General features: G+C 39.3%; 22 protein-coding genes and 2 pseudogenes. 7 read left to right on the top strand and 17 right to left on the bottom strand.

Annotated elements, in window-relative coordinates; all coding sequences use genetic code 11:
• The first annotated feature begins 31 nt into the window (after positions 1-31).
• The 3 genes and pseudogenes from rsmD to AAFX60_013295 all read left to right on the top strand — a co-directional run bounded on the left by rsmD (position 32) and on the right by AAFX60_013295 (position 1,638).
• On the top strand, positions 32-634 hold the full coding sequence (gene rsmD, locus AAFX60_013285; protein ID XDF77567.1) for a 16S rRNA (guanine(966)-N(2))-methyltransferase RsmD: 603 nt from the start codon (positions 32-34) through the stop codon (positions 632-634).
• Complete coding sequence (locus AAFX60_013290) at positions 635-901, top strand: DUF1145 domain-containing protein (protein ID XDF77568.1); 267 nt, start codon at positions 635-637, stop codon at positions 899-901.
• Positions 902-1,045: 144 nt separating this feature from the next.
• Positions 1,046-1,638 (top strand): annotated as a pseudogene (locus tag AAFX60_013295) (YhgN family NAAT transporter).
• Between the two features lie 64 nt (positions 1,639-1,702).
• Here the strand turns inward: AAFX60_013295 and AAFX60_013300 are convergent.
• Together AAFX60_013300 and AAFX60_013305 are read right to left on the bottom strand one after the other, a co-directional pair.
• On the bottom strand, positions 1,703-1,945 hold the full coding sequence (locus tag AAFX60_013300; protein XDF77569.1) for a YecH family metal-binding protein: 243 nt from the start codon (positions 1,943-1,945) through the stop codon (positions 1,703-1,705).
• A gap of 824 nt (positions 1,946-2,769) precedes the next feature.
• Entirely contained in the window at positions 2,770-3,135 is a 366-nt protein-coding gene (locus tag AAFX60_013305; GenBank protein ID XDF77570.1) for a DUF4145 domain-containing protein, read from the bottom strand.
• A gap of 298 nt (positions 3,136-3,433) precedes the next feature.
• Between AAFX60_013305 and AAFX60_013310 the strand changes: the two genes are divergently transcribed.
• Both AAFX60_013310 and recG read left to right on the top strand, forming a co-directional pair.
• Positions 3,434-3,766: a DUF2500 domain-containing protein gene (locus tag AAFX60_013310; GenBank protein XDF78952.1), complete on the top strand. Its 333-nt coding sequence runs from the start codon at positions 3,434-3,436 to the stop codon at positions 3,764-3,766.
• 21 nt (positions 3,767-3,787) lie between these two features.
• A complete protein-coding gene (recG, locus tag AAFX60_013315) occupies positions 3,788-5,869 on the top strand; it encodes an ATP-dependent DNA helicase RecG (GenBank protein XDF77571.1) in 2,082 nt (693 codons plus the stop codon).
• 80 nt (positions 5,870-5,949) lie between these two features.
• Here the strand turns inward: recG and nfuA are convergent, their stop codons facing one another.
• The 15 genes and pseudogenes from nfuA to gspC form a co-directional block, all read right to left on the bottom strand.
• Positions 5,950-6,534, bottom strand: a complete 585-nt coding sequence (gene nfuA, locus AAFX60_013320) for a Fe-S biogenesis protein NfuA (GenBank protein ID XDF77572.1) — start codon at positions 6,532-6,534, stop codon at positions 5,950-5,952.
• A gap of 118 nt (positions 6,535-6,652) precedes the next feature.
• Positions 6,653-7,471 (bottom strand): 3'(2'),5'-bisphosphate nucleotidase CysQ, encoded by an 819-nt coding sequence (cysQ, locus tag AAFX60_013325; GenBank protein ID XDF77573.1) that lies wholly within the window; start codon positions 7,469-7,471, stop codon positions 6,653-6,655.
• Between the two features lie 5 nt (positions 7,472-7,476).
• Positions 7,477-8,028 carry an ADP compounds hydrolase NudE gene (nudE, locus tag AAFX60_013330; protein ID XDF77574.1) on the bottom strand — a complete coding sequence of 184 codons (552 nt, stop codon included), beginning with the start codon at positions 8,026-8,028 and terminating at the stop codon, positions 7,477-7,479.
• A 10-nt stretch (positions 8,029-8,038) separates the two neighbouring features.
• On the bottom strand, positions 8,039-8,800 hold the full coding sequence (locus AAFX60_013335; GenBank protein ID XDF77575.1) for a type II secretion system protein N: 762 nt from the start codon (positions 8,798-8,800) through the stop codon (positions 8,039-8,041).
• Positions 8,797-9,288: a type II secretion system protein M gene (locus AAFX60_013340; protein XDF77576.1), complete on the bottom strand. Its 492-nt coding sequence runs from the start codon at positions 9,286-9,288 to the stop codon at positions 8,797-8,799. The genes AAFX60_013335 and AAFX60_013340 overlap by 4 nt, the downstream gene beginning before the upstream one ends.
• Positions 9,288-10,541: a type II secretion system protein GspL gene (gene gspL / locus AAFX60_013345; GenBank protein XDF77577.1), complete on the bottom strand. Its 1,254-nt coding sequence runs from the start codon at positions 10,539-10,541 to the stop codon at positions 9,288-9,290. Before gspL ends, AAFX60_013340 begins: the two co-directional genes overlap by 1 nt.
• Positions 10,510-11,544, bottom strand: coding sequence for a type II secretion system minor pseudopilin GspK (gspK, locus tag AAFX60_013350; protein ID XDF77578.1), 1,035 nt, complete (start codon positions 11,542-11,544; stop codon positions 10,510-10,512). The genes gspL and gspK overlap by 32 nt, the downstream gene beginning before the upstream one ends.
• Entirely contained in the window at positions 11,544-12,224 is a 681-nt protein-coding gene (gene gspJ / locus AAFX60_013355) for a type II secretion system minor pseudopilin GspJ (protein XDF77579.1), read from the bottom strand. Before gspJ ends, gspK begins: the two co-directional genes overlap by 1 nt.
• Positions 12,211-12,588 (bottom strand): type II secretion system minor pseudopilin GspI, encoded by a 378-nt coding sequence (gene gspI, locus AAFX60_013360; protein ID XDF77580.1) that lies wholly within the window; start codon positions 12,586-12,588, stop codon positions 12,211-12,213. Before gspI ends, gspJ begins: the two co-directional genes overlap by 14 nt.
• Entirely contained in the window at positions 12,578-13,174 is a 597-nt protein-coding gene (gene gspH / locus AAFX60_013365) for a type II secretion system minor pseudopilin GspH (protein XDF77581.1), read from the bottom strand. The genes gspI and gspH overlap by 11 nt, the downstream gene beginning before the upstream one ends.
• Positions 13,175-13,196: 22 nt before the next feature.
• A complete protein-coding gene (gene gspG, locus AAFX60_013370) occupies positions 13,197-13,649 on the bottom strand; it encodes a type II secretion system major pseudopilin GspG (protein XDF77582.1) in 453 nt (150 codons plus the stop codon).
• Positions 13,650-13,710: 61 nt separating this feature from the next.
• Complete coding sequence (gene gspF, locus AAFX60_013375) at positions 13,711-14,925, bottom strand: type II secretion system inner membrane protein GspF (protein XDF77583.1); 1,215 nt, start codon at positions 14,923-14,925, stop codon at positions 13,711-13,713.
• Positions 14,926-16,424: pseudogene (gspE, locus tag AAFX60_013380) on the bottom strand (type II secretion system ATPase GspE).
• Positions 16,424-18,457, bottom strand: a complete 2,034-nt coding sequence (gene gspD / locus AAFX60_013385) for a type II secretion system secretin GspD (protein XDF77584.1) — start codon at positions 18,455-18,457, stop codon at positions 16,424-16,426. Before gspD ends, gspE begins: the two are co-directional and overlap by 1 nt.
• Positions 18,458-18,489: 32 nt before the next feature.
• Positions 18,490-19,398 carry a type II secretion system protein GspC gene (gspC, locus tag AAFX60_013390; GenBank protein XDF77585.1) on the bottom strand — a complete coding sequence of 303 codons (909 nt, stop codon included), beginning with the start codon at positions 19,396-19,398 and terminating at the stop codon, positions 18,490-18,492.
• Between the two features lie 279 nt (positions 19,399-19,677).
• Here gspC and hslR point away from each other — a divergent pair, with 279 nt between their 5' ends.
• Positions 19,678-20,079, top strand: coding sequence for a ribosome-associated heat shock protein Hsp15 (hslR, locus tag AAFX60_013395; GenBank protein XDF77586.1), 402 nt, complete (start codon positions 19,678-19,680; stop codon positions 20,077-20,079).
• 92 nt (positions 20,080-20,171) lie between these two features.
• Positions 20,172-21,047: an Hsp33 family molecular chaperone HslO gene (gene hslO / locus AAFX60_013400; GenBank protein XDF77587.1), complete on the top strand. Its 876-nt coding sequence runs from the start codon at positions 20,172-20,174 to the stop codon at positions 21,045-21,047.
• Positions 21,048-21,248 lie beyond the last annotated feature (201 nt).

Raw genomic sequence — 21,248 nt, forward strand, 5'->3', positions numbered from 1 at the left:
TACTATCACTTTCTGAGCGGTCAAAAAATCTATGGTTAAACGTAAACAACACTCACCTCGCACTTCTGGCACAAATGGTCGCTCAGGAAGCATTCGTATTATCAGTGGACGCTGGCGCGGACGCAAACTTCCAGTACATGATGCAGAAGGATTACGACCAACCACGGACCGTGTAAAAGAGACTGTTTTTAACTGGTTAGCACCTGATATTCCTCGAGCTCGTTGTTTGGATCTTTTTTCTGGCAGCGGCGGTTTAGGTTTTGAAGCCGCTTCTCGTGGTGCTGAACACGTCGTAATGCTTGAATTAAATAAACAAGCTCATGCACAACTTAAACAAAATGCAGAGAGTTTAAAAGCAGATAATATCGAAATTCATCATACCGATGCATTAACGTTTTTAAATCAAGCTGCAACTCCATTTGATGTTGTTTTTATTGACCCTCCATTCAGAAAAGATTTATTAGAAGAAACCTTAACAAAATTAGAAAATAATGGATGGTTAGCAGCAAACGCTATGATATACATTGAAGCAGAAAAAGAATTAAACTCATTACCGGTTCCTGCACATTGGCATCTAAGCAAAGATAAAACAGCAGGACAAGTTACCTTCAAATTATATGAAAGAGAGGAATAGATGAAAGGATTGATCATTCTTGCTAAAGCTGCCATTGCCTTTGTGTGGTTTATTTTAATTTTAAATTTCTTTATGCCATTCCCAGGTAAAGCCGCCATTGCTCTTTACATCATGACTGCATTTTTATTTATGATGCATGGTTTGCAGATGCTTATCTTTATTGGTGCTTTTGGCGATAAAATATCAATGAGTCGTTGGGAAAAATGGTCAATACTCATCTTTGGTGTATTTGCTTTATTAGACATCAGAAAAAAACACATGATGTAAAATACCCACTATAAATAGATTATTTTAAAAGGAGCGCTCAGCTCCTTTTTTTATACTACGTCCCCACCTCTTCAACTCATTTTTAATGGGTATCTATGCTACCATTGCCGATATTCTTCTGAACTTTAATCTTGGTACACATTTATGGATACGCTTTCTGCCGCTGTCATGCTTTTTCTAATAATGGACCCTATGGGCAATTTACCTGTATTTACGGCCATTCTTAAACACGTAGAAAAAAAGCGTAGACGTATAATTTTAATCAGAGAGCTACTTATTGCGCTGGCAATCATGATGGCATTTCTGTTTATGGGGGAGCAAATCCTTAATTTCTTAAGCCTTAAAAAAGAAGCCGTATCGATTTCAGGTGCCATTATCTTATTCTTAATTGGCTTAAAAATGATTTTCCCACCAGAGGGGGATTAGGTGCAAGTTTAGGGGCAGGTGATGAACCGTTAATTGTACCACTTGCTATCCCTATGATTGCTGGTCCTTCTATTCTCGCTACATTATTACTTTTAGCTCACCAAGAGCCAGATCGCATGCTTGATTGGAGCCTTGCTTTATTAGGTGCGTGGTCAGCAACAACCGTTATTTTAATGTTTTCTGAAATATTCCAACGCGTGGTTGGTGAAAAAGGGTTAGCAGCAATAGAACGCTTAATGGGTATGCTACTACTGATGATATCAGTGCAGATGTTCTTAGATGGCATCATGAGCTACTTCAGCCATATTTAATCTAAACCATCACTTTCAAATAAAAAGGTCGCTATATGCGACCTTTTTATTTATACCAATATAATTAATGGTGACACATGCGCTCAGGGTTTGCTGTAAGCCCTTCTTCCGTTGCGACAATCTTCTTTTTAGATAGCAAAAAATCAAGCAACTCAGCTAGCGTTAAATCTTGTTGGCTACAAGTATGAAAACAAACCTCAGAACCAAATTCACTCTCTATTTTCTCTTCCAATTGAGCGCGTGGTAGCGGCTCTTTAGAATCAATAAGAATATTTAAAACAACATGACCATGAATATCTTGTTTCATTTCACTTTCTCATCATTTATTAAAGACCGTCTTAGCATACCAGATAAAAACAGTAAGCTTTACGCTTTCTATTTTTATCGACAAATAGCTCATAGAAAGCAATAGCAAACCAAAACAACTAAAAGCATAGTCCACATTAAAAAAGACTACTTTATCGACAAGATAAAAAACATAAAAACAAAGTAAAAAACAGATAAAATACAACAAGTTAAATAACTTATATATTAAATTTTCATATATATCAAAGTGAGTTATAACCAGTGTAATATGATTTTTTATTAGAAAAATACGTCCGTTATTATCTAATGATATAAAAATCACTTAAAAGCCGATCATATTGAAGCAATAAAAAAGGCAAAATTGAAAGTAGAGTAAGATATCGCATCTAAACTCTAAAATCACAACTAAAATAGGTGATTAATAAACAAACCATAAAAAACCCAATTAAATCAATTAAAATCAACAACTTAAAGCAAGTTAACATAAGTTAAACACAAAAAACCACAATAACAACAGACAAAAATACACCTTAACAGAGCCTCTAACGGGCATTATTGTCATGGAAAAGTTATTTTTTTAAGCTTTAGAGCAATCAGTGCTTGATCAATAACCAAAAACGGTGTTATTCTATTTGTCAAGCAATGATAGATGACATTAGAGGAGCATAGTAATGATTACTTCATCGCAAAAACAAGGACTTATGATGATCGCAGTAGTTGTTGGACTAATGACTCTGCCAATGATGTACTAATCTACATTCAAATAAGTTCATATAAAAAAACGGACGCAAATGCGTCCGTTTTTTTATGCTTAAAATATAGTTTTCAAAATAAATGCTTAATATTTTCCCAATGAATCATATAGATAGCTAAAGATATCAAGGTAGCAATCAATACGATCCCCCCCACCAATTTCCATAAAAATCGACTGGCTCTTGGGGTCAAAATATCATTCATTTCTTTACACGTAGCTTTGAAAGCGGATTTATCTTCTAACTTATACCCTTCTTCGTGCACGACTTTGTTTCGCATAGTTGCAATAAAGCGTAATTTCTTAATCACTTCATGAGGAAGACGCTCCTCACAACTACTAATAAGCTGATGAAGTCCTTTTCCTTCTGCGTGATAATGTGTCTTTAATAAAGATTCAATTTTACGACTTTGCTTCACAACAAGATCAATATCAGACATATCACTCTCCTAATCTTTGACTCTGAAATCTCTTTCTACTTTATACCATGCAAATGCGAGTTTCTCTTTCTGATCCTTCAGATTATTATCTTTAGTACACAGTAAAATAATAGGGGATAATTTTAAGATAATGTTCGAGCTAGATCTCAGTTCGTCTCTTGATTTCTACTTCTAAAGAAAAGATACATAAAATAACTAGAAAACCCGCACAAACTCGATAAATACTCCTTATCTATCTTTCTATAAAGAGTAGAATAATGATGAACTTATGTATTTACTTGCACGTTTAAGGAAAATCATGCCTGTTACTTATATTATTTTGTTACTTATCTTTATTTTTGCTGCAGCATTTTTATTTAAACGCTTCCAAAGCAAATATATCTTAGGAGAAAATGCCCCTGAGATGACGGCCGAAGTAACTATTTTAGATAAGCAAATAGTTGAAATCCCAGACACTCAACCCGGAGAAGAAGATCAGGAATTTTGGATTTATGTACAAAAAGGGCGATTTGGACCAAAACGAGAATTTGAAGTTGGCGTCCATTATTTTCATGCTCTAAATCCAGGAGATAAAGGTATAATGACTTATCAAGGGCGTAAATTTCATCACTTTGCCTTAAAGCGAGATTAAAGAAATACTAGGGAACCACTTATGACCAATACCATGCTTTCTGCCATTCCATTAACCTCTCTTGCTGGTGTGGGAGCAAAAGTCGCAGAAAAGCTCGAAAAAATAGGATTGGTCTCCATTCAAGATTTACTTTTCCACCTTCCATTACGCTATGAAGATCGAACACGTGTATATCCAATGGCACGTGTTCACTCTGGTTTGTTTGCCGCAGTGCAAGGCAAAGTCATGTCTTGCGATATGCAATTTGGCAAAAGAAAAATGTTACTGGTAAAAATCAGTGATGGAAACGGCACTATTACCCTACGCTTTTTTAATTTTAATGCGGGCATGAAAAACAGCTTTAGCGAAGGCAAACTCGTTCATGCTTATGGCGAAATTAAACGTGGAGGCAGTGGTTTAGAAATTGTTCATCCTGAATATCAATTTCATGTGCCATCCCAGCTACTTGAAATTGAAGCAAGCTTAACGCCTGTCTACCCAACAACGGACGGATTACGTCAAAATACATTACGAAGTTTAACTGACCAAGCCTTAGAGCTATTAGATAAAGCAGCAGTTACTGAGCTTTTACCACAAGGTTTATACAATAACCAAATCACCCTTAATCAAGCGCTTCATATTATTCATCGTCCAGATCCATCGATAAATCTTGATGCATTTGATGAAGGCAAACACCCTGCTCAACAACGCTTAATTATGGAAGAGCTATTGGCTCAAAATTTATCTATGTTGTCTGTTCGTAGTAAAGGACAACAAGAAGATGCATTACCCTTAGCAACACTGACTAATTTAAAGCAAAAACTATTAGCACAACTTCCTTTTACTCCAACGAACGCTCAACAACGTGTTGTCGCTGAAATCGAACAAGATTTAGCAAAACCTCACCCAATGATGCGCTTAGTACAAGGTGATGTAGGTTCAGGTAAAACCTTAGTTGCAGCATTAGCAGCGGTACAGGCTATCGAACACGGTTATCAAGTCGCTTTAATGGCTCCGACGGAATTACTAGCAGAACAACACGCCGCTAACTTTGCACATTGGTTTGAATCGATGGGAATTACTGTTGGTTGGCTTGCAGGAAAACTAATAGGTAAAGCGAAAGAAAAAGAATTAGAGCGCATAGCCAGTGGCGAAGCGAAAATGATAGTGGGTACTCACGCACTGTTTCAACAAAATGTAGAGTTCCATCATCTTGCTCTGGTTATTATTGATGAACAACATCGTTTTGGTGTTGATCAACGCTTAGAGCTGCGTGAAAAAGGCCAAAAAAATGGAGCCTATCCACATCAATTAATCATGACTGCTACACCTATACCAAGAACGTTAGCCATGACGGCTTATGCTGACTTAGAAACCTCTGTTATTGATGAGCTTCCTCCGGGTAGAACACCGATTCAAACGATAGCCGTTCCAGATACTCGTCGTGATGAGATAGTAAACAAAGTTCGTAGTGCGTGTATGAACGACGGTAGACAAGCCTACTGGGTTTGTACTCTTATTGATGATTCAGAAGTATTAGAAGCCCAAGCCGCTTCCGACACCGCAGAAGCGTTACGCCTACAACTACCCGAACTAAACATTGGTTTAGTGCACGGCAGAATGAAGCCAAAAGAAAAACAGCAAATCATGCAGGAGTTTAAAGAAGGAAATCTGCATTTGTTAGTGGCTACTACGGTTATCGAAGTGGGGGTAGATGTGCCTAACTCAAGTTTAATGATCATTGAGAACCCTGAGCGCTTAGGGTTAGCACAACTGCACCAATTACGTGGGCGTGTGGGTCGAGGTTCTGTTGCAAGTCACTGTGTACTCTTATATCACTCACCATTATCAAAGACCGCACAAAAACGCTTAAGTGTTTTACGAGAGAGTAATGATGGCTTTGTGATTGCCCAACGTGATTTAGAAATTCGAGGGCCAGGTGAATTACTTGGAACCAAGCAAACAGGTTTAGCTGACTTTAAAATTGCTGATTTAGTTCGAGACCAACACCTAATACCAGAAGTACAACGCATTGCTCGTCACCTACATGATAACTATCCAAAAAATGCGAAAGCCATTATTTTACGTTGGTTAGGGGAACGAGACATTTACTCGAATGCGTAAATAATTTCCTCCTCATAAATAGCAGACACAAAAAAGGTGAGTAGCTACTCACCTTTTCTTTATTGCGATTAAACTAGCAATTAGTAGTAAGAGTGCTCACCACGATCATGCTCAGTTAAATCTTTAACTGCTGTTAATTCGCCTTCGAATTGAACCAATAGTTCTTTTTCGATGCCTTCTTTTAGTGTCACATCAACCATTGAACAACCATTACAACCACCACCGAACTGAACGATAGCAACACCTTCATCGTTAATTTCCATCAGGCTAACATGGCCACCATGACCAGCTAATTGTGGGTTAACTTGAGTTTGAATTGCGTATTCAACACGTTCAAATAATGGTGCATCATCGGCTACTTTACGCATTTTCGCATTAGGTGCTTTTAGAGTAAGCTGAGAACCCATCTTGTCAGTAACATAATCAATGTCAGCATCTTCAAGGAATGGCAGGCTTAACTCATCAACGTATGCTGATAATTTTTCAAACTTCAGCTCAGTATCATTCGCTTCTACTGCTTCTGGTGGACAGTAAGATACGCCACACTCTGCGTTTTGAGTACCTGGATTAACCACGAATACACGGATGTTTGTCCCTTCTGGCTGCTGTGCTAGAAGTTTTGCAAAATGCTCTTGGGCACTTTCAGTAATATTGATTGAAGACACAAGTAATACCTGACTAATTTAGTATGATTAAGGATTGTACTCTGAAAAAAAATAATTTTCGAGTAGCGTAGTCAAATTATAGCAATCTTAATAATCAATTTATCAAGATTTGGTCTAATTATTTACATGTAAGAATGTTATTCCACGGTAAATTTTCGTCACCGAGAACAATAAAATTCGGGTTTTCTAATGACTCTCGTTCATTATAAGAAAGCGGTTCAAGCTCTGTAGATAAGATGCGACCTCCCGCTTCTTGAACAATACACTGCGTTGCAGCAGTATCCCATTCGCCAGTTGGTCCTAATCGTAAATAACAATCCACAGCACCTTCTGCGACCAAACAGGCTTTAAGTGCAGCTGACCCTAATGGAACCAAATCGTAATTCCAATCAGAACTCATACAACGTGTTATGTTATTGATATCTTGACGTCGACTGATCGCTATCGCAATTGGCTGTTTTTCATCTTCATGCTTTAACGTGCTAATACGAACACTTTCATCCATATCAGGAATTTTCCACGCACCTTTCCCTTCATAGGCGTAGTACGTCACACCAGAAACTGGGCCATATACAACCCCCATTACTGGACGGTTATTTTCAACTAAAGCAATAATCGTAGCAAAATCACCACTGCGAGCGATGAACTCTTGCGTACCATCAAGAGGGTCAACTAACCAATAACGCTCCCATTGAGCACGCTGCTCTAAAGATATTCCTGCATCTTCTTCAGAAAGAATAGGAATCTCTGGTGTTAGTTGAGAAAGTTTTTCGATAATTAATTTATGAGCGGCGAGATCAGCACTGGTCACCGGAGTTTCATCTGACTTAATGAACTCTTCGAAATCTCCTTTCTCGTATATATCGAGAATAAGTTGACCCGATGCACGTGCAATATTGATCACCTCAGGGATAAGGTGAGAAAGTGTAGAATCCATCAATATTACTCCTTAGCTAAAAATTGTTGAGCAAGTAATAGTGCGGTAATGCATCTTGCCTCTGAAAAATCGAGATGATGTAATAACTCTGATGCCTGAGCTAAAGGCCAACGAACCACATCTAAAGGTTCAGGCTCATCACCTTCTAATCGCTCTGGATATAAATCTTGAGCCAGAATTAATGTCATTTTGCTTGAGAAATAGGAAGGCGCTAATACGATTTCTTTTAATGGCGTCAGTGTTTTTGCACCAAAACCAATTTCTTCTTTTAGTTCTCGATTTGCCGCTTCTAACGGGGTCTCTCCTGGATCAATCAATCCTTTTGGAAAACCAAGCTCGTAACTTTCGGTTCCAACAGCATATTCACGAACCAAAAGTAAATCGCCCTGCTCTGTTACAGGAACCATCATGACAGCATGACGACCGCTTGGCTTCATTCGTTCGTAGGTACGTTCTACACCATTAGAAAAGCGCAAATCAACCGATTCAATGCAGAATAGGTTGGATTTGGCTTCAACGCGTGTATCCAAAATCGTTGGCAACTGTTTTTTAGCCATCGTTTTTCCTTTATAGACGTCCTGAGTATGTCACTCTATATTGCCCTTTTGAATCAGGCTTGCCTACCCATTTCAACTGACTTCTTAAACTTGAAGGGAAATTAGCTTCAGGTTTAAACCAACCACTTACTTGATAAGAGCGATTTGGATTAAGGGTAACATCAAATTGGCTCGCAACATCTTTTGATGATTGCTTACTAACAAGACTGATTTTATTGTCACTACAAGTCACATCAGCAATGACGGTTTCAGGGTCAATATTACCTAATGGTGAAACGACTTTACCACCAGACCAAACGACTTCACCAGTTGCTTGTTTACACCAAGGTTGACCCTGTTGATAAGATTTCACGCTGATCTCTGCTTGGCCTTGTAATGAGATAGGAACCGCCATAGGCAAATGTTTCATTGCATTTGCAATCGGAAAAGAAAGCACCAAGTTCTCAGCATAAGCCCCCATTGAAACACTATAACCAACCGTGCCTTTTCCACGTAAATCTAATTCACTACCACGGCCAAAACGCACCGCAAAAACAGCATGACCTTTAAAGATAGCTAATGGGTCTATTTCCCATTGAACTTGGCCATAGTTCATTCGTTGAAAGGATAATGAATCAACTTGTCCTTTCCATGGTGTCCCTGAAAGCCCAGTTAACTCTAATCCTCTTACTTTAGGCGCTTGATCCACAACCCACTGAATTGGGATGTGCAATAATGCACTAAAAGTAAAAAAAGTAGAAAATACAGTCGCGATTAATAACTTAAACTTCATGATGCCTCTCGAGTTAATTGAAGACGGTTCACTTCAACCACGCCTTCCACATCAGTTTTATTTAAATCTAAAAATTGTACATTTATTCCTTGAGAATCGCGTAAAAATGCCAACCAATTAACCAAAGAATTAAAAGGTAATGGTTTTACCCACACTTGCATTTGTTCGCCACGAGGCTGCATACGAATCAACTCAATTTTAAATTGACGAGTACTGCTTGGTATCACCTGATTCATTGGACGAATTGCAGATTGTGAGCTAGAAGATGCCCCACCTCTTAATGTAATGATCGTATCGGCTTTTTTCTGAACCCACGCTAATAAGTTACGTTCATTATTAATTCGATTTTGAGCAAGTTCTGCACGGTCATTTAATGGTTTTATTCCGCCCCAGTAAATAACCGCGATCAACAGTGCCACACCACCGCCAGCAACCAATATACGTTCACGTGGAGAGATACTTTGCCACCATGCCATAAATGCTTTCATTATTGTCTCCTAATGATAATGGCACCAAAGACTTGGCCGTCATTCTTATTCAATTGACCTTGCTCTACTTCAAATTTAGTTCCTAGCTCTGAAGTCAACTTCTCAAAATATGGGAAATCAGAAGCACTGGCTTGAAGTCGAATTTCATTACGCTTGCCATCAAATTTTAGGCTTTGTAATTTAACTTGAGGAACCTTTGATAAATAAGGTGATATCTCTGCCATCCAAGCTAACAAATCATGTCCGCCTGCACCACCTTGTAAACGAGCTTCTTCATTTTTCATTTGAGACTTTAAATAGCTCGCCGTTGGTATTTTTCGCTTATTAGGGAAAATATCTCGAAAGATACGCTCGCTTTCCGCATGCAAAGCCAAACTGTGTTGCTCTAATTTTTGTACTTCAGAAACATGCTGTGCAACAAAAGCAACCATAACGAGACCAAGAGACAGAATCACTTTTTGCCATACTCGCCAATGCTTTCTCCATGAAGATTGCGGACGATATTGGCCGCTTAATACATTCACTTTAGAAGACAACAAACCTTCAGCTAATAATTGCATCACAAGTTCAGGTGATTCAAGGTTAACCTTAGTCCCTGCGACTTCCATCTCACATTCAGAATAGCTATGAAGAATAAAAGGCATTGGTGATGATTCAGCGTCTTCATCACTTTCTGAATCTTCATATTTGGTCTCAGCACGCTCAACGATACCCGTCAATAACATGGATACCCACTCAGATTCAGCGACGGCACCTTGGTATTCATGATGACGAATAAGCCATTGTTGACCAAACTGAACCATACTCGCACCATCATCATGAAATGGTAAAGCCAATACGTCAGGCATGAATCGTTTGGTTTGGATCCCTGCATCGCTCAGTTGCTCTAACCACATGGCCATTTTATTATGTTCAACAATCGCTACTTGAGCGGACTTGCTGTCTTTTTTCAAAATGACCATATGAAGATCATCAACATCTTGTGCTAAATCATCTTCAATAATAAACGGTAGCATAGATGAAAACTGACGAGCAGCACCTTCAGGTATCACCACTTCGCGCAATAACACATCACTGCTTGGCAGCAACACTGATACCATGCGTTGTTCACTGTATGACGACAACGAAGGTAATGCTTCAGATGAATCTAATTCACCCGAAGCGATCACTTCTTTATTTTCTGGAGACCAGACTATCCATTGAATGGGATCTGATGGCTGACTATTCAACCGTATTATCAGATGTTCGCTCACTCATTCCTCCATATTGGCGACGGATAACGTTCACCACTTTCTTATCACTGCTATGTAATAAAGAACGCACACGTACGCGCGAATCTTCTACTAATACTTGAGCATCTAACTCAAAAAACTGACTATCTACGGATAAATAATCTTTTGCTTGTTTACGAACTTTTTCTTCAACTCGAATAATTGGTCCTTCAGCAAGAAAATCATCCACGGAATCCCATCCATCAAAAGGTCGGTCTTCTAATACACTTCTTGCGTCACCTTCACTTAAATTTGGAGAAAAAAGCGCAACTAATATCTTGGCATTTTCCGGCGCTAAGGTGTTTACATTTAAGTACCAATTGCCACTAGGTATCGCACAAATCAGGGGAGATACTTTTTCAACAACTTCTGCTGTAACACCATTAACAGCACGTAATTCACTGACATCACCCATCCAACCATTTGGCGCTAAATACGCGGGTTTAAAGGATTGATAAGTGTTGTCTTCAACACCTGTCATTGAGCGTACTACATCATCAGGGTCAAGATATTCCCACGTTGAGTCAGCAATTGTTTCAGCAAGATAATTATCCACCTCCACTGACTCTAATAAATTCTTCCATACTCCCACTAAAAAAGGGCGTTTAGATGGATCATTACTGGCTTCAATACTGCTTAGTGCATTTAAGTTAAAGCAAGCTTGTTTGTCTTTTACACCACCATAAGCTTCACCATAATCAAGTGGATAAGTGGTTTCCTCAGTCGCCCATGCTTGGCTTAAATTAATGTTTTTTCCATCTTTGTAAGCTTCTTCTATTCCGGTTTTTGCTAAGGCTTCAACACCAATAGAATACCAATACGCTTGCTGGTGATTTAACTGATTCTGAGCACGATGAAACTGAAGAAATAATCGTTCTGACATCTGGGCAGCAATGGTGGTCATAATGGCTAAAAGCAGCAGTACCACAATCAATGCAACGCCTTTATTCTTTTTAAAATGGGAAATCACGCCTACCTTTCTCATTAGCCACGATCCTCTTTTGAATCATCACTATTTTGATTAGCATTATTATCCAGTTTAAATCCCGGAGTCAGGTAAACACGCTCAACGTCACCATAATCTTTAAACGTGAGTATCATTTTAATGGCATTGGGTAATTGATTTTTCATTTCCCATTTTTTTAGCCATTTCTTACCATCATAAAATTCAAATTTTAGCTCTTCAATGCCATCAATAAGCGGAGTAATGACCGCTTCCTGACCAACCGGCGTATCTGGATATCGCCACCATAATCGCTCTAATTTATTTTCAATAACTCGATAGCCAACTTTAGTAATTTCACCACGAGGAAAGGCTTGTTGTGGGTTTTTCCAACCAAGACGTACAAACAAAATGGCTTGGAATTCAGAATCAAGGAAATACTCTCTCGATTTCAACAAGGCTTCCGAGGCTTTTTCACCACCCGTTCGAAATTGGCGAGCAACAATTTGTCGAAAATCATTATCGAGAAAAACCAAACTACGTTGCAGCTGTTTAATTCGCTCACTTTTTTCTAATGATTGTTCATTACTGCGTTGTACTTGGTTTACTACTTGATACGCAGCAAAGCTCAAAGTCGCAAATACAGCAATAGCAACCATCACCTCAATGAGTGTAAAACCTCTTGCTTTTGAAAAAGGTTGAGAAAAACTACGGCGCAACATACGTTCTTACCGTAATTAAAGGGGATTCTTGATCTTTAGTGGTCGACACAGATACATCCACAGATTTTAAAATATCAGACGTTGTTTTTACTGGAGCAATCGTCCAATACCATGTTTGTCCTGCCAGTTCTGTCTCTCCCTTCTTCTTCGTTGTCGGTGGTTTATCTAACATCATTAATGCCATTTGATTATCCACCACTATGCTTGCAAACGTCTTTTCTTCTAAATAACTTAATGTATTTATATGTTGAGTCACCGAGCGCAACACACTTAGGGCTGCCGTTGCGAAAATAGCAAGCGCCACTAAGACTTCAAGTAATGTCATGCCTTTAGAAGAGGTTCGCTGATATTTCTTACTCCTCATCACGTTCCTCCCCCGGAGCAAATAGCTTAATCACCCCTGACTCTTCAACGCGAATAAGCCATGACTTATCATCAAGGTTTCCACGAGCACCTTGCGGAGATAAGCGAAACGAAAAAGGAGTTACCTCACCACTTGAAAGCACCATGACTTGAGGAGGTGTTGGCTTTTTATCTTTTTCGACATCCGCAAACATCTCTTCATCAAATAAAGAGCCCGGCTCAAAGAGTCGCTCATCATCTGCCCAAGCTGAACCACCAAGCGTCATATCAAACTCTAGCGACTCTTCCAGTTTCACTTCTGTAAAAAAGCGGCTTTTCTCAATTGGCTGCCAACCATCTACCATTAATTGCATAAAGCGATATTCTTGTCGCTCTTGATTAAAGTAAATGCCGTAATCCATCCCATTGAGCAAAGCATCCTCATTAAGGAGTTGAACAAGTTGATAAAAACGTGAGGCTTCTTCTTCCAGCTGGTCATCCTGATTATCAGGAAGACTCATGATAACGGCCATCGCACTAAGCGATAGCAGCACCAACACCAACATTATTTCGATCAGGGTAAACCCAACCTCACGTTTTATTTTCATCACTGTTCTTATTTATGAAGACTTATTGAAAGTCTTGCATGTTCCAGTTACCAATATCCGCATTCGCACCTTCACCGCCTTCTTGACCATCAGCACCTAATGTGAAGATATCGATAGTACCGTTATCACCAGGGCTTAGGTATTGGTACTCATTACCCCATGGGTCATTTGGTAAACGACGAATGTAGCCGTCTGCACGGTAATTACGAGGCTCTGGAGTTGCTGTTGGTTTTGAAACTAGTGCTTCTAAACCTTGGTCTGTTGTTGGGTATACACTGTTATCTAGCTTGTACATATCCAATGAGTTTTCTAGAGCAACGATATCGGTGATCGCTTTTTGCTGATCGGCTTTCTCTTTATTACCAAGTAGGTTCGGAACCACTAAGCTCGCTAACACACCAAGAATTACAATCACGACCATTACTTCTAAAAGCGTAAAGCCGCCTTGTTTACGTTGAGCTGAATTGACTTGCATGGAATAACTCCTAACGTTAAAAATTCATATAAGATAAAAGAAAGGTAGATAGCAGCGAATGCTATCCAACCAAATTATTTAATTCGATTATTGGCATCAATGTCGCAACAACAATGAAGAGAACAATACCTGCCATAAAGACAATCAATAACGGTTCAAAAATCCCTAATGCCATATTGACTAAAGATTCAAAATCTCGGTCCTGATTATCCGCAGAACGCGTTAGCATTTGCTCTAATTCACCACTTTGTTCACCACTGGCAATCATGTGCAACATCATTGGAGGGAACAATTTCGTTTGCTCAAGAGAAACGCGTAAACTTGCACCCTCTCGTACGTTATCTGCTGCTTCTAATACTTGTTGCTTAAAGTAGGTATTACTCATTACATCTGCAGCGACTTTCATACCATCAAGCAAAGGAATCGCACTTGATGTACAAATAGATAATGTACGAGCAAAACGAGAGGTATTTAACCCTCGAACCACCTTACCAATAACAGGAAGCTGTAAGATTTTTTTATCCCATGCTAAGCGTAAATGCGGTTTTGTAAGTAACCACTTCACACCGGCAATAAAAACAATTACAACCACAACAACCAATAATCCCCAGTGAACAACAAAGTTACTGGCTGCCAATAAGACCTCAGTAACCGTAGGAAGTCCTTGTCCCATTTGCACAAACTGATCAACTATCTTTGGAACTACCGTTGCTAATAAAAATGAAATTACAGCAATAGCAATCAGAGTTAGCATGATCGGGTAAATCATCGCTTGTTGTAATTTACTGCGCATCTTCTGGCGATTTTCAGCGTAATCCGCTAAGCGATTTAATACCGTATCTAGATGACCAGATTTTTCACCCGCAGCTACCATTGAACAAAACAGATCATCAAATACATGAGGATAATCAGCAAAACTTTCAGCAAGAGGATAACCTTCAATAACTCGTGAACGTACTCCCATCATCATGCTACGGATATGCGCTTTTTCACCCTGCTCTGCCACCGCTTTTAAACTCTCTTCAAGTGGCATTCCAGCTTGAACCAAGGTGGCTAATTGACGCGTGATCAACGATAAATCATTAACACTGATCCCACGTTTAAAACTCAATCCTTGCGAGGCACTTTTTTGCTGCTTAGATTTAGTCTCAATGACTTCAACAGGAATGAGGCCTTGCTCTTTTAATCGCTGGCGAACTTGGCGGGCATTATCTCCCTCCATGACACCTTTTTTCTGTTTTCCTTTTTCTAACGCTTTATATTCAAACGCCGCCATCTAACCTTCCCGAGTGACTCGCATCACCTCTTCTAATGTGGTTATTCCTTTTTGTACTTTTAATAAGCCGTCTTGTTGAATACTGCGAGTCGACTTTCTTACTTCTTTTTCTATCGCTTGTTCACCCACTTCTTTGTGAATCAACTCTTGTACTTTTTCATTTACTACTAAAAGCTCATGAATACCAGTACGACCACGATAACCTTTACCATTACAGTGTTCACAACCCACTGGTTTATAAAGTGTGAGCTCATCACTTGCAGAAAGAGAGAACAATTTCTTCTGCTCTTCATCCGCTTGATACGCCTCTTTACATTCACCACATAGAGTTCGAACTAGACGCTGTGCAAGTACACCAAGTAATGAAGATGAAATTAAGAAAGGTTCAATACCCATATCACGAAGACGTGTAATCGCACCCACCGCGGTATTGGTGTGCAATGTTGACATAACTAAGTGACCGGTTAATGATGCTTGAACGGCAATTTCTGCGGTTTCTAAGTCACGGATCTCACCTATCATCACCACATCAGGGTCTTGACGAAGAATGGCACGTAAACACGAGCAAACGTCATGTCTACTTTTGGATTTACTTGTGTTTGACCAATGCCATCAATATCAAATTCGATAGGGTCTTCAACGGTTAAAATATTGGATTGGGAACTATCTAATTCACCTAAGCCCGCATACAAGGTCGTTGATTTACCAGAACCGGTTGGGCCAGTAACCAAGATAATACCGTGTGGGCGCTTGATAATATGCTGAAAGTTTTTATGGTTTTCAGGCGACATGCCTAAGCTGTTTAAATCCAGTCGCGTCGCATTCTTATCCAATAAACGCATTACCACGCGCTCACCATGTGATGACGGCATGGTTGATACACGCACATCAACAGCACGACCACCAATACGCAATGAAATACGACCATCTTGTGGAACTCGTTTTTCAGCGATGTCCAATTTCGACATCACTTTCACACGAGAGACCAATAATGGCGCTAACTTACGGCTTGGGCTTAATACATCACGCAACACGCCATCGACACGGAAACGAATCGACAATACTTTTTCAAATGTTTCAATATGAATGTCCGACGCACCTTCTTTAATCGCTTCACCTAACATGGCGTTGATTAATTTAATGATCGGCGCATCATCTTCTGATTCTAATAAATCATCATTATTTGGTAACTCTTCTGCCAATGAGAAGAAATCGTCACTATCAGCACCGATATCTTCCATTAACTGTTGAGCTTCTGATGAGTTACGTTGATATACCTGAGTTAACTTGGTATCAAACTCATCTTTAGTTAATTGAATTAATGAAAAACCAGATTGGCATACGCGGCGAATCTCACACAGCACCATAGAAGAAGGGGCTGATACATAGTACAGCACCCATCCATTAGTACTTGATTCAATAACTACCGAATGCCTTTTTGCAAATGAAAAAGGCAAACGAAGTACAGCATTAGATTCAGGAAATAATGTATCCGCCATTATTTTTCCTTTTTCTCGTCATCAAATTGCTCAGAAAACGCTTGGATCTCTGCTGGATGATTTAATTCTTTACCAAATTTAGGTAATACTGGAATGTTCGCATCATCCATCAGTTTTAAGCCTTTCTCTGCGTTATATAACTGCTCTGCTCGAATGTAGTTATATTTACGCTGAGTAATGCCATCCGCAGTCATACCGTTACGAATAATGGTTGGCTTAATGAATACCATTAGGTTTTTCTTTTCAACCTGAGTACTGGTTGATTTGAACAGGTAACCTAATACAGGGATATCACCTAAGAATGGAACTTTTGATTCACTCTCAAGCGCTCGTTCATCGATCAAACCACCTAATACCAGCATTTGGCCATCTTGTACCATTACCGATGTATTAAGTTGACGTTTTGCAAAACGCACATCCACAGCACCGTTTGCTCCTAATACATTAGAAACTTCTTGTTCGATATCTAAACGAACAGAATCACCTTCGTTAATTTGTGGTACCACTTTTAGTTTAATACCCACTTCTTTACGATCAACGGTTTGGAATGGGTTTTCATTATTTGAACCCGATGTTGAACCTGTTAATACAGGAACCTCTTCACCCACAATAAATGACGCTTCACCATTATCCATCACCGTAATGCTTGGAGATGAAAGAATGTTGGAATTAGAATCGGTAGAGACTGCTGTAACTAACGCAGCCCAATCCCCCATCATGATACTTACTGCTGCACCTTGAACGCCGCCAAGAGCACCTGCTAGTGCATCATAGCTACCTTCTTCAGTTGTGGTTTCATTTCGAACAAATTTACCATTTTCATCGTAAACAGCAGTTGTCGTCGTTTTGTCTTTCGCTTCTTCCAAACCAACCATGGTGGCACCAATTGACGCCCCTGTATTGCTGTATTGGATCATGGCACCTGTTTCTAAATTACCCCACTGCACACCTAAATTAACGCCATCGCCTTCGGCTAATTCTACAATTAAGGCTTCAATCAATACTTGAGCACGACGGATATCCAACTGAGCAATCACATCTTTCATTGCACGCATCACATCAGGCGGCGCAGTGATCACTAATGAGTTCGTATCAACGTGTGCAGAAATCATCACATCATTACGATTTTGTGAACTGCTCTTTTGCTTAGTACCTTTACTTGCCGCTAGGTTATCTGACACACCTTTTAGCACATCAACCAAATCTTCGGCTTTTGCATAGCGTAAATAGATGACCTGATTATTCCCTTTAGTCGCCATCTCGACATCAAGCTGCTTAATGAGTTTTTTCAGACGATTACGTACTTTTGGGTCACCCGAAATTAAAATCGAGTTAGTACGTTCATCTGCAACCAATTTAGGCTGTAAGAATGCAGGGGTATTCTTCGCATCTGTGGTTTTATTTAGAGCATCAACAATACGCACCATTTCAGCCGCTGATGCGTTATTTAACTCCACCACTTCCACTTCTTTATCGCCAGCACGGTCAACACGCTCGATAATCTCAGCTAAACGGTTAACCACTGCTGCACGACCTGTGATCATAATAATATTTGCAGGGTCGTAGTGAACGACATTGCCTGCACCGGCATTATCATTAAGTTGGCGAAGCAAAGGAGAAAGCTCACGAACAGACACGTTACGAACAGCGATAACACGAGTAATCACTGCATCGCCTTTTACTTGATCTTTTGCACCAAGAACAGGAACCGCCGATGTTTTCGCGTCTTTGTCTTTAATGACTTTTAAAATACCAGAGTCCATCTCAACCACAGCGTATCCATATACTTCAAGTACGCTAAGGAAGAATTGGTAATATTGCTCTTCATTTAATAAATCATAACTACGAACGTCGACTTTCCCACGCACAGACGGATCAACGATGATGGTCTTTTCTAAGTTACGACCAACAATATTGATAAACTCTTGAATGTCTGTCCCTTTAAAACTGGCACTAAAGTCATTTGCAATTGCTGATGTCCACATCATGCTGCTTGCAAGTAATAAGGCTCCCTTGCCCATCCACTTTTTCACAATACACCCTTATTCATTCTCATCTTCTCAAGCTACAAGCCAACAAAGATGTCATATAATTGCCCATTACGCAGGACAGTTAAGTTTAATTCCGTCATTTCTGACATATTTTTCCACAATGAGCTCATTGCAGCAGGATCGGTTAAATCAACCCCATTTAAACTGGTTGCGATATCACCCGGTTTTAAACCAACCGAATCAAATAGCTTACGGTCTTTACCTGGATTAACTCGATATCCTTTAATTTTTCCATTTTCGTTCACCTGAGAAAGGCGAATGTATTTCAAAACAGATTGTGGATTTTGCGCCATTTCTTTACGGATTTTATCCAACTCATCTTGATTCGAATTTTGACGATTATTTCCTAATACGGTTCCAGAACTGCCCGTTATATTTCTTTCAGTAGAAATCTTAGTATATTCAACACCCTCAAGCATTAGCGTTTCATCTCGACCATTGTTAGAGATAATGATGCGATCTGCGCTTATCGCTTTAACACTTGCACGAGTACCATCAATGGTTTCATTGATCCCATACGTATTTTGCTTACCACGATTAGCTATCACAGCAAGACTTAGTGATGGTTCAGAACTAGCAACCACACCTGATAACGTTAAATTTAAACGCGTTTTAGGTGCATCTTTCACTTCAACCGCTTTTGGTTGATCTATTTTTTGTTCAGCATTAAAGCGACCAAATACTTGACTATTTAACAGTTCAGAAAGTGAATCTTTCCCCTGTTTACCTTGAGATACCGCAACGGCTACCGTTTTAGGCGTCCATTTAGATACCGACGTTTGTGGAGCTAACATAGACCAAAAAAGAGAGCCACAAATCCACGCAAACCAAGCAACGAGAATTACCGTCAAACTCTTTGCTATTGTTGATTGATATATCGACCAATATTGAGAAATCTTCTCTATTTTCATATTAGTTATCATTTGGATCCTACGTTTCCTTTCCCATCGTCATAAAATGATTAAATGACTGATTTTATATTTATTATAAGAGAACAGCACAGCTTTGCTGCTATTGACGGTATTTTCTTAAATTACTCGCAGACATATCACGAAATTACATAAATAAAGCACCGTATTAGAGCATTATTTCTCATTAATGACTCTAATTAGATACGATTTTTGATTAATTCCCCTCAAAAGATTGAAAAAAATATTCCAGGCACCATTTAAGAAGCAGAGATATGACATTAGGTAGACATCATGAGTTCAAAATCAAACACTGCAGAGGGTGTAAGACTCGATAAATGGCTCTGGGCAGCTCGTTTTTATAAAACACGCTCAATTGCTCGCAACATGGTTGATGGCGGTAAAGTTCAATATAATGGACAACGCTCAAAACCAAGTAAGATTGTGGAAGTAGGCGCCGAAATAAAGCTGCGCCAAGGAAACAATGAAGAGATCACTGTGATCATCGAGATCGTTTCCGATCAACGCCGCGGAGCCCCTATTGCACAAACTCTTTACAAAGAAACACAAGACAGTATTAAGCACCGTGAAGAAAATGCGCAATTACGCAAACTCAATTCACTTGGTAGCCCACGACCAGATAAGCGTCCAGATAAAAAACAACGACGCGATATCATGAAGTTTAAGCACCAATAAATACGCTTTTCTGTCTCATACCTTATTTATACTGGTTGTCTCCGCTATACTATGAGTAACGACAACCCTTAATACAATTGCTGGAGTATTTCATGGCAAATAACACATTGCATCGTTACCTATTTGAAGATTTATCTGTTCGTGGTGAATTAGTTCAACTAGATGATGCTTACCAACAAATCATTTCTAGCAAGGAATACCCAAAACCAGTTCAAAATCTATTGGGTGAGCTATTAGTTGCAACAACACTATTAACTGCAACATTGAAATTTGAAGGTTCTATTACCCTTCAACTTCAAGGTGACGGCCCAGTTTCTCTTGCAGTAATTAACGGCGATAACAACCAAAAAGTACGTGGTGTTGCTCGTTTTGAAGGTGATATTGTTGAAGATGCAACGTTGCACCAACTAATGGGTCGCGGCTACCTAGTTATCACTATCACACCAAAAGATGGTGAGCGTTACCAAGGTGTTGTTGCTCTTGAAGGTGAAAATCTAGCACAATGTTTTGAAGGTTACTTCGAGCGTTCTGAGCAACTAAAAACTCGTCTATGGTTACGTCTAGGTGAATATGAAGGTAAACCTCACGCTGCAGGTATGTTACTGCAAGTAATGCCTGATGGTACTGGTTCTGAAAATGACTTTGAACATTTAGAACAACTAACAGACACCATTAAAAATGAAGAACTGTTTGGTTTACCAGCTGAAGACGTACTTTACCGTCTATATAACCAAGATAAAGTGCAACTGTTTGAACCTCAAGACGTTGAGTTCTTCTGTGGTTGTTCACGTGAACGCAGCGGTGGTGCAATCGTAACGATTGATCGTGCTGAAGTTGATGACATCATTAAAACAGAAGGGAAAATTTCTCTTCACTGTGACTACTGTGGCACAAGCTACGATTTCGACAGTATTGATGTTGCAAACCTATTTGAACAAGCTACAAGCGGCAACGATACAGTACATTAATTTACTGCATAGAATAAGTTGCAAAACTGTTACAAAAGCCAGCCATTAGGTTGGCTTTTTTTATAACTAAATTTGATATAAACCACACTTTTAATTCCACTTATCCACACTTAATTTTGATTAAATAATAATCAATTACATCTAGCGCAATCGATTTTATTAAGAGTAGAATAGAGCTATTGCTATTTTGTGATGGCGATA

Origin of the sequence: Aliivibrio fischeri (assembly GCA_038993745.2) — a bacterium.
Taxonomy (GTDB): Bacteria; Pseudomonadota; Gammaproteobacteria; order Enterobacterales; family Vibrionaceae; genus Aliivibrio; species Aliivibrio fischeri_B.

What these genes read in the sequence shown, in the direction of transcription:
- AAFX60_013300 (XDF77569.1), bottom strand. Translation starts at nt 1,945, where the DNA reads ATGAAACAAGATATTCATGGTCATGTTGTTTTAAATATTCTTATTGAT.
- gspJ (XDF77579.1), bottom strand. Translation starts at nt 12,224, where the DNA reads ATGTTGCGCCGTAGTTTTTCTCAACCTTTTTCAAAAGCAAGAGGTTTT.
- AAFX60_013305 (XDF77570.1), bottom strand. Translation starts at nt 3,135, where the DNA reads ATGTCTGATATTGATCTTGTTGTGAAGCAAAGTCGTAAAATTGAATCT.
- AAFX60_013335 (XDF77575.1), bottom strand. Translation starts at nt 8,800, where the DNA reads ATGAAGTTTAAGTTATTAATCGCGACTGTATTTTCTACTTTTTTTACT.
- hslR (XDF77586.1), top strand. Translation starts at nt 19,678, where the DNA reads ATGAGTTCAAAATCAAACACTGCAGAGGGTGTAAGACTCGATAAATGG.
- gspG (XDF77582.1), bottom strand. Translation starts at nt 13,649, where the DNA reads ATGCAAGTCAATTCAGCTCAACGTAAACAAGGCGGCTTTACGCTTTTA.
- nudE (XDF77574.1), bottom strand. Translation starts at nt 8,028, where the DNA reads ATGGCTAAAAAACAGTTGCCAACGATTTTGGATACACGCGTTGAAGCC.
- AAFX60_013340 (XDF77576.1), bottom strand. Translation starts at nt 9,288, where the DNA reads ATGAAAGCATTTATGGCATGGTGGCAAAGTATCTCTCCACGTGAACGT.
- gspK (XDF77578.1), bottom strand. Translation starts at nt 11,544, where the DNA reads ATGAGAAAGGTAGGCGTGATTTCCCATTTTAAAAAGAATAAAGGCGTT.
- recG (XDF77571.1), top strand. Translation starts at nt 3,788, where the DNA reads ATGACCAATACCATGCTTTCTGCCATTCCATTAACCTCTCTTGCTGGT.
- AAFX60_013290 (XDF77568.1), top strand. Translation starts at nt 635, where the DNA reads ATGAAAGGATTGATCATTCTTGCTAAAGCTGCCATTGCCTTTGTGTGG.
- rsmD (XDF77567.1), top strand. Translation starts at nt 32, where the DNA reads ATGGTTAAACGTAAACAACACTCACCTCGCACTTCTGGCACAAATGGT.
- gspF (XDF77583.1), bottom strand. Translation starts at nt 14,925, where the DNA reads ATGGCGGCGTTTGAATATAAAGCGTTAGAAAAAGGAAAACAGAAAAAA.
- cysQ (XDF77573.1), bottom strand. Translation starts at nt 7,471, where the DNA reads ATGGATTCTACACTTTCTCACCTTATCCCTGAGGTGATCAATATTGCA.
- AAFX60_013310 (XDF78952.1), top strand. Translation starts at nt 3,434, where the DNA reads ATGCCTGTTACTTATATTATTTTGTTACTTATCTTTATTTTTGCTGCA.
- hslO (XDF77587.1), top strand. Translation starts at nt 20,172, where the DNA reads ATGGCAAATAACACATTGCATCGTTACCTATTTGAAGATTTATCTGTT.
- gspI (XDF77580.1), bottom strand. Translation starts at nt 12,588, where the DNA reads ATGAGGAGTAAGAAATATCAGCGAACCTCTTCTAAAGGCATGACATTA.
- gspH (XDF77581.1), bottom strand. Translation starts at nt 13,174, where the DNA reads ATGAAAATAAAACGTGAGGTTGGGTTTACCCTGATCGAAATAATGTTG.
- gspC (XDF77585.1), bottom strand. Translation starts at nt 19,398, where the DNA reads ATGATAACTAATATGAAAATAGAGAAGATTTCTCAATATTGGTCGATA.